General features: G+C 39.0%; 6 protein-coding genes and 1 other RNA gene. 4 read left to right on the top strand and 3 right to left on the bottom strand.

Annotation, left to right across the window (positions count from 1 at the left end):
• Nucleotides 1-89: signal recognition particle sRNA small type (gene ffs / locus C7B62_RS23325), an RNA gene on the top strand; the annotation flags it as partial.
• A 45-nt stretch (nt 90-134) separates the two neighbouring features.
• On the opposite strand, the gene C7B62_RS23320 is transcribed toward ffs, so the two are convergent.
• Nucleotides 135-1,481: a TldD/PmbA family protein gene (locus C7B62_RS23320; RefSeq protein WP_106243217.1), complete on the bottom strand. Its 1,347-nt coding sequence runs from the start codon at nt 1,479-1,481 to the stop codon at nt 135-137.
• 122 nt (nt 1,482-1,603) lie between these two features.
• Between C7B62_RS23320 and C7B62_RS23315 the strand changes: the two genes are divergently transcribed.
• Nucleotides 1,604-2,587 carry an alpha-ketoacid dehydrogenase subunit beta gene (locus tag C7B62_RS23315; RefSeq protein ID WP_106243213.1) on the top strand — a complete coding sequence of 328 codons (984 nt, stop codon included), beginning with the start codon at nt 1,604-1,606 and terminating at the stop codon, nt 2,585-2,587.
• A gap of 67 nt (nt 2,588-2,654) precedes the next feature.
• Here C7B62_RS23315 and C7B62_RS23310 read toward each other — a convergent pair whose 3' ends face one another.
• On the bottom strand, nt 2,655-4,181 hold the full coding sequence (locus C7B62_RS23310) for a hypothetical protein (protein WP_106243210.1): 1,527 nt from the start codon (nt 4,179-4,181) through the stop codon (nt 2,655-2,657).
• 128 nt (nt 4,182-4,309) lie between these two features.
• Nucleotides 4,310-5,167: an FkbM family methyltransferase gene (locus C7B62_RS23305; protein ID WP_106243207.1), complete on the bottom strand. Its 858-nt coding sequence runs from the start codon at nt 5,165-5,167 to the stop codon at nt 4,310-4,312.
• A 766-nt stretch (nt 5,168-5,933) separates the two neighbouring features.
• On the opposite strand from C7B62_RS23305, the gene C7B62_RS23300 reads away from it, so the two are divergent.
• Nucleotides 5,934-6,431, top strand: a complete 498-nt coding sequence (locus C7B62_RS23300; RefSeq protein ID WP_106243203.1) for a hypothetical protein — start codon at nt 5,934-5,936, stop codon at nt 6,429-6,431.
• 424 nt (nt 6,432-6,855) lie between these two features.
• A partial coding sequence (locus C7B62_RS23295) for an ATP-dependent metallopeptidase FtsH/Yme1/Tma family protein (protein ID WP_199194348.1) occupies nt 6,856-7,188 on the top strand: 333 nt, incomplete at its 3' end.

The raw sequence follows: 7,188 nt of genomic DNA, 5'->3' as shown, positions 1-7,188 counted from the left end.
TCATGCAGTATTAACGCCCGAACCTTGTCAGGGTCGGAAGACAGCAGCAATAAGGGATGCTTAACACAGGCGTGATCTCCGAATCATCCGAGATTTTAGATAAACACATTTCAAGGTTTAATCTAAATCAAGCTTTAAATGCTATCGGTGATGCTACTAAAGTGAAAATTCTCCACTTTACAACCTGGAATGACACTACCACCAAAGCGTTTGACCTTACTCAGTGCAACTATATTTTTGAGCATTTCAGGTAAACACTGATTGAAGCGCAGGTTTTTAATCGGCTGAGATATTTTGCCATTTTCAATTAAAAAAGTACCGTCTCTGGTCATGCCTGTAACTTCCAGGGTGCGAGGATTAACATAGCGGACATACCAAGCGCGGCTAACTAAAATACCTTTTTCGGTACTGGCAATCAAGTCGGCAACGCTGCGATCTGAACCTGTCATAACTATCGGATACATTCCCCCTGTTGGCTCTTGATTCTGTTCTTTTGCCCAATAGCGACTATAGGAGAGAGTTTGGGGAATACCGTTTTTAATAATGTCTAGAGGGTGATTGCTCAAGCCATTACCAAAGAATCTGTCATTCTGTAATAGATCATGAGTAGGATTACGCTGTACCTCAACCAGGGGGTTAAATAATTGTTCGCCAACTTTGTTACCGATAGGCGTACCAGAATCATCGCTGCGGGACATAAAAGAGCGTCCTTCGTCGGCTGCACGAGCATCTAAATTCCAGATCACCCAAGGTAATAAGCTAGCAAATGCTGCGGGTTCAAAGATAACTGTATAGTCTCCTGGTTCAATTGTTTGAGGATTGCGCGAAGCGATCGCTCTTTTAATTACTTGTTCCGTTAACTCTATAATAGGTAACTGGTCTATACTCCAGGCAGTGCAGCGATTCCAGCTAGAACCATCGTCAATCCGAGCGGTAAAGCTAAAGTCGGCTTCAGTCGTGCGATCGCAACCCCGCAAACCAGCAGAATTGCCAATGGCATCAAGAGATGCTTTATAACTTAGGGTTCCCGATCCGTTTACTCCTGCATTCTTGCTTAAATCACATACCTGTTGAATAATTTCGCCTTGCTTGAGGGGAGAGAGGCTAGCAGTAGCTTGGTCAAAGGCTGGGGTGCGATCGCTGTAGGTTTGTGGCGGTAATAATTCGACCCATTCTGGATCGACCGGGGCAATTCGCGCTAGATCTTCGGCACGTCTTAAAGTTTGGGCGATCGCTTCACGATCTAGTTCTGTAGTCGAGGCAGAGGCGCTTCGTTGACCAAAATAGCTAGTGACAGTGAGGCTAAAAGTATGCTTACGCACATTTTGACTAATCTGATTTTCCGAAAAACGACTAAGAGCGGTTTCACGAACGCTCAGACTGATAAATACGCCGTCGGCTTGAGATTGGGCAATCGCAAAATCAATTAAAGCGAGAGCTTCTTTTTGTGTGAGAAATGTATTAGAAGTGGCTAAAGTCATATTTAACTAACAATTGAAGAGTAAAAGGTTAGTATCTTTGCTCGATCAAGCCTAAGATAAAATTACATAGTAGCAATCTGGTAGTGATAATATTAGTTTCTGGTGACTAAAAATAAATTATTATGGCTAAAACTTTAATGTTTAACGCTTTGAGAGAAGCGACGGACGAAGAAATGGCAAGGGATAAGACTGTCTTCGTCTTAGGTGAAGATGTCGGACATTACGGTGGTTCATATAAAGTCACCAAAGACCTACACAAAAAATATGGTGATTTGCGCCTACTGGATACTCCTATTGCGGAAAATAGCTTTTGTGGGATGGCTGTAGGGGCTGCTATGACTGGCTTACGTCCTGTGATTGAAGGAATGAATATGGGTTTTTTGCTCTTGGCATTTAACCAGATTGCTAACAATGCAGGGATGTTACGCTACACTTCTGGCGGTAACTTTAAAATACCCATGGTAATCCGAGGTCCTGGCGGGGTGGGTAGACAACTAGGTGCAGAACACTCTCAACGGTTGGAAGCTTATTTTCATGCTGTACCTGGATTAAAGATTGTGGCTTGTTCTACAGCCTACAACGCTAAAGGCTTACTCAAGGCTGCAATTCGAGATGATAATCCTGTACTGTTTTTTGAACACGTCCTACTTTACAATCTCAAAGACGATTTACCCGATGATGAATATGTTCTCCCTTTGGACAAGGCAGAAATGGTCAGATCAGGAAAAGATGTGACGATTCTGACTTATTCACGGATGCGTCACCACTGTACTCAAGCGCTTAAAGAGATCGAAAAACAGGGATATGATCCCGAAATCATCGATCTGATTTCTCTCAAGCCGTTTGATATGGAAACGATTAGTAAGTCTGTACGTAAGACTCACAAGGTAATCATCGTGGAAGAGTGCATGAAAACTGGTGGTATTGGTGCGGAATTAGTGGCATTGATTAGCGAACAGCTATTTGATGAATTAGATGCACCTGTGTTGCGTTTATCTTCACAAGACATCCCTACTCCTTATAACGGGAAGTTAGAGAATCTAACCATCGTGCAGCCAGCGCAAATTGCGGAAGCGGTGCAAAAAATGATGAATGACCAAATTTAGTGAATTAACTTAGGTAAGGGCGAATAGTCATTTGCCCTTACACAGCCCTATAATACAAATTTTAAATTTAAGGATCGATAAAATCTGCTGCATTAGCAGGAATCATGGTTAACTTACCACAATCTTGGGGTGCGATCGCCGCTTTAACGCTGTAGTTATAGGGAATCTCTGGATGAAAATAGGAGCTATAAAAAAAGGCATTAGCAATGGAGGCAAAAGGGACAGCATTAGGTCTAACTATGGCATGGCGGGCAATTAGACAAGTGCGCTGATTGGGAATCATTTGCTCTACTAATTCAGCTTTGACGTTGTTTTTGAGATACCGTTCTAAGGTTCTAAAATCGGGTTTAAGATAAAACTGATCGATTTTGACCCAGACGATCGCCATAAACAGTAGATAAACTAATCCTAGATATTTAACCTGCAACCAATCCCTGCCCTGATTTTGCAGCCCAGATACGAGGGATAAATTCAAAGACACTAGGGTAATCATCCAAAACATAAAATACCGCAACTCGTGGGATTGAGGGAAGTTAGCAGGAATAAAAGATACGAGTAGAAAAGTGACTAAAGCAATGGTGGCATTACGAGACTTATGATCAGCTGATGTTCTATTTAACAATTGTTCTCTAATAGTTAAACCAAGCAGCAGCAAAAGATTAAATACAACATAAGCACCAAAGAAACCTCCTGCACGATCTAGATATTTTTCATCCCCGCCATTGTATTGATCTGCTGACCACTTAGGGGTATTGATTTCTAAAATAGATTGCAGCCATTTTTGCGGACGATTGCCTTCACTATAGGTTTGGGGAGTAAGTTTGTGATTGAGAACAATACCCGCAACCTGGATTTTGATCGGATAAAAAGGGTTGCCATACAGTGCCACGTTTTTAATCGGCGTAGCAAAAATAAGTATAGAGGCGATCGCCGCTAAAGATACAGTCAACCATAATTGACGTTTACTAGAGGTAGTGTATTTAAAATAGAGCCATACCAGCCTAATTCCTGCTACCCAAAAAAGCACAAATATTAAAGGCTCTAGCTGTGGTTTCGTGTTTGCCGCCATCGCTGCACCCAAAAAGGCAAATAGCAGTTCTGGCTTACTGGGTAACTGAGACTGGCTAAAAAACCTGTAGATCATCATCATCAGTACCGCAGCGCCGACGTTGCCAGGAAGATCGACAAAACTAGTGCTAGCGTGAGTTAGAACCGCAGGAATCGCGAAAATGGCGATCGTAGAGAGGTAAAGTGGAACTTGAAAAAAGCTTCTAAGGGTCAAAAAATAAATAATTAAACTTAAGTAGCCAACTAAATTGGCAGCCTGAACTCTACCTGATATCTTCCACAATAAACCTTGAAAGAAATGCGCCAATAAAGGAAAACCAGCATAGCGGTACTCTACTATATTTTCCGAACTAAAAGATTCGGCTGGTACAATCCCCCAAATTCTGGCAGCAAAAGGTAGATGATACCAACCCACATCATAGTTAGTATCAATATCAATAAATGCTTTGAGAAAGATTAATGTAGCGACAACTAAAGCGATCCCACTGAGAATTATTTCTAATGCTCGCTGCTGATTTTTTTTCACTTAATTTATATATAGTTATTAATGCATCAGGATGAAACTAGTATGGCAAAATAAGGTTAAAAATCCAGAACTGACATGATTCCTTGCTGATATTACATCCTGATGCAAATAACCTGAGTACTGATTGCTTAATTCTCCTGTTTGGGTATAGCAAATAAATGAACTCTGCGGTCTATTTTTTGTTGCCAATCAAATGGCTGCGGTTCTTCTTCATCACTCCATTGCACCCAAGTTTGATAAGACTTAATATCGATCAGCTCAAAAATTTCTTCAACCGACGTATTATAGCGAGATAGTATTTCCGTATGAATTTCAATTTCTAGCTTAGGCAAAGTTTTAAGAATTTCTTTTGCTCCTTTTAAAACCTCGCTTTCGTATCCTTCTACATCTATTTTGAGAAACGTGGGTAAGATTGACTGTGTTTTAACATAATCATCTAAAGCGATAATTTCTACCTCATTAGTTCCATAGATAAAGTTTTTCAACCACCCCAAGGAAATTACGTTAGATGGAGTCACAGATGAATTTGATTTATTGAATATTTTCTGGCTGCTTTTCTGGCTTCCCAACCCTTTCTCTTCGAGAATTACATTATTAATCTTGTTCAACTCAAAATTTTTGCGAGCAATTGCAGCATTGTGTTGATTAATTTCAAAACTAACAATTTTGCCTTCGTTCCCCACCCACTTTGATAACAGCATGGCGGTCAAACCATGATGAGTTCCGCATTCAAAGACAATATCTCCTCGCTGGGTAAGTTGCTTGATAAACTGAAATTCTGGATTAAGCGATTCTACTTGATTTTGTGGGGATGAATCATACCATTGTTGTCCTTCTGAATCGCCGATCACAAAATCAAAAGATATATCTTCAAATTGCTTTTTGATCGTGTATTCGCTAATTTTTTGCTGCCGAATAGCTTGGGTTATTTTTTTGATGTTTTGCTCTAGTTGTAAATTAAAAATTTGCGTCATCATAGTCACCATTAAAATCTCCTCATATTAGCAGAACAAAACAAGATTTAGGCTATTTTCTCCGTAATTTTCTCGAGGTAAAAATACGCGATCGCTAATTTTCTCTTCCTCAATGACTCAGTATTATTACTTATTGATTTAAAACTGGGTGGTGAATTTCAGTTTACTAAAAAATCTATTTCTTACTCTTTACTTGGTGGCGATCGCTAATTACTCTATAATTATAAATACATCAAAAATAGTTTAGAATTAAATTTAAAGTGTATGAAATCATTTTGCAGAGCAGGAAAAATAGCCCTTATTGGACAATAAATTGAGATAAGATGGAGCTAATTATACTGTTTTAGTAATGAAAATGATTTGAGCGCTTTGAAAATATCTTTAATCTAACTATACAAACTCAAAAATTACTTGCTTTGGCTATAAAATGCTTCGAACCTCAATTTGGCCTTGATTTCATGAGATCAAAATTCAGTGATCACACGGATGAGTAAAATTTCGGAGATGAATACAATGTAGCTGTTCAAGCTTTTTATGAGTCGAAAAAATTTTAACTTAATAAATTCTGACCTGGCGACTCTGCTAATATTGAGCAAAACTACCGCAGGCTCTAACAGACAGATAAGCTCTTCTAGCTATCTGAGGGAAAAACCTTTGGGAATTTTAATTAAAACTGCTTTAGCCAAAAAGCGTCCCTGAGCAAAATTATTAGTCGCACGATTTTAAGAATTATCAGATTGATGTTCTCCCAAGCAATAACGAAAAAGCTGAGTTAATCATGAAAAAAATCACCTATCAAGCTGCATTAAAAGATTTAATCTTGCTCATCCCCACTGAAGAATACAGCAATCCTGAATTAGCCCAAAGTTTAATGGAACAAGGTGTTAATGAGCCAATTATTTTTTCTACTGATGGTACAAAAAGTCGTTTTGGGATGAAAAAACTAAGCGTCAAAGATGGACTTAAAAGGCTTAACTTGGCAGCAAGTAATCCAGAAATTGGTGAATTGGTTGCACAGGTAGTGCTAGTCGAAGATTCAATTACCGAATTAATGCCGTTAGCGACTTCTTCTGGTAAAAAAGCAACTGAAGTACATCTCGATCAAAAAACTTACAGTTGGAAAAACGAGAAGCGTAATATTTCAGAACGTTGTACTGCTAAAGAGTTGGGAAGTAAATATGGGATTAGATTACAGTACCTCAACACTGTAATCCAAGGTAAGGTCAAATGCAGTCGAGGGTGGAGTTTGGTTAAGTCAGAAGCAGCAGTATCTTAAGACAGTTTCTCTAATGTTTTCATAACCTATATAATCTCAACTTGTCGAACTTAGTTAGTTTACCAAGACTATAATCACAGACAGCGTAGCTTCTTCCCCTCTCTAGAACAATTTTGGGAACTACGCTGTTTTTTGATTTTTACAGTTAAAACTCAGACACCGTCCGTTTTTGTCATATATTTGATAAATACTTGGCAATTTTTTCCTGAGAAACGTTAACATAAGTTAACAACGTTTTAAAAAACTAATAGCTTGTTAGTACTGCTTTGTCTTTACATATCTTAAACTATATCTAAATAGACTATGACGAGTCGAGGTATCTAGTCAGATGTAGCTCCACTGGTTTTGGAGTTTGACAGGGTGACAATCGTTAAAATAAACAAACATATAAGATTTTAATCTTCAGCTAAGGGAGGCTGTTTGAGTGAGCAAAGATAACAATAAAAAGTGGCGCAATGCAGGTCTATATGTCTTGTTAGCCATCGTGGTAGTTGCTTTAGGTACTGCCTTTTTGGATCAACAACCCCAAACCAGTCAAAGCTGGCCATATAGCAAGCTAATTGACGAAGTTCAAAACAATAGAATAGAAACAGTAAAAATTAGTGCTGACCGTACTCAAGCACAGGTAATTGACCGAGAAGGGACACCAATTAGAGTTAATCTCCCCAACGATCCTCAGTTAATTGATATTCTCAGCGATAATGGTGTAGATATTGCTGTACTCCCTCAAGGGGATGAAGGATGGTTATTTAGAGCT

The sequence above is a fragment of the Pleurocapsa sp. CCALA 161 genome (genome assembly GCF_003003995.1).
Lineage (GTDB): Bacteria > Cyanobacteriota > Cyanobacteriia > Cyanobacteriales > Xenococcaceae > Waterburya.
This window is presented reverse-complemented; position numbering and strand designations above follow the sequence as displayed.